At 62.7% G+C, this 1138-nt stretch carries 1 protein-coding gene; it reads left to right on the plus strand.

Going from position 1 to position 1138, the window contains the following annotated elements:
* Positions 1–4 precede the first annotated feature (4 nt).
* Positions 5–1138, plus strand: a protein-coding gene (locus ACFFII_RS17460) for an IS3 family transposase (RefSeq protein WP_377700148.1) whose coding sequence is annotated in 2 segments (ribosomal slippage) — positions 5–257 and positions 257–1138 — 1135 coding nt annotated over the 2 segments. Because the reading frame shifts where the segments join, the coding sequence is not laid out codon by codon here. This gene is flagged as partial in the annotation.

The raw sequence follows: 1138 nt of genomic DNA on the forward strand, positions 1-1138 counted from the left end.
CAGCATGAAGACACGCAGACGGTTCTCGGCCGAGTTCAAGGCCAAGGTCGCGCTTGAGGCGATCCGCGGCGAGCGGACGATTTCAGAACTGGCCACGAAGCATCAGCTTCATCCGAACCAGATCACGCAATGGAAACGTCAGGCGATCGAGAATTTGGCCAAGGCGTTTGACGACAGGGCTTCGGATGCGCAGGTCGGTCGGGAGGCCGAGGTGACGAAGCTGCACGCCAAGATCGGCCAGCTCGTCGTCGAGCGCGATTTTTTGGCCAAAGCCTTCGATCGCTGAGCCTGGATCGGAGGAGAATGATGATTGATCCCGATCACAAACGGCTTTCGATCCGCCGCCAGTGCGAACTGGTCTCGATCTCGCGGGCGTCGTTCTATCGCCAGCCCGCCGGCGAGAACCCCGAGAACCTTGAACTGATGCGCGTCATCGATGAGGCCTTCATGGAAATGCCGTGGTATGGCTCCCGGCAGATGGCGCGACATCTGCGTCGCCAAGGCTGGGGCGTGGGCCGCAAGCGGGTCCGGCGACTGATGCGCAAGATCGGTCTGTCGCCGATCTACCAGGCTCCGAGGACCAGCGCGCCGCATCCGCAGCACCGCATCTACCCCTACCTGCTGCGGCATCTGACGATCGAGCGGCCGGATCAGGTCTGGTGCGCCGACGTGACCTACATCCCGATGCGACGCGGCTTCCTCTACCTGGTTGCCATCATGGACTGGTTCAGCCGCAAGGTGCTGGCCTGGCGTCTGTCGAACACGATGGACGCCGACTTCTGCGTCGCCGCCCTCGAAGAGGCGATCGCCCGCCACGGCAGGCCCGACATCTTCAACACCGATCAGGGAAGCCAGTTCACCAGCTTCGCCTTCACGACGACGCTGAAGGACGCGGGCATTCGCATCTCCATGGACGGGCGCGGCCGCTGGATGGACAACGTCTTTATCGAGCGGCTGTGGCGCAGCCTCAAATACGAATGCGTCTTCCTCAGCGCGTTCGAGACGGGAAGCGAGGCCCGCAGCGGCATCGGTTCATGGATCGAATACTACAACCGGCGACGCCCGCACTCGACCTTCGCCGGCAGGACACCTGACGAGGTCTATGCTACGGCAGAGATGACGGAGCAACTGGCGGCGT

It is taken from the genome of Paracoccus niistensis (assembly GCF_042432925.1).
Taxonomy (GTDB): Bacteria; Pseudomonadota; Alphaproteobacteria; order Rhodobacterales; family Rhodobacteraceae; genus Paracoccus; species Paracoccus niistensis.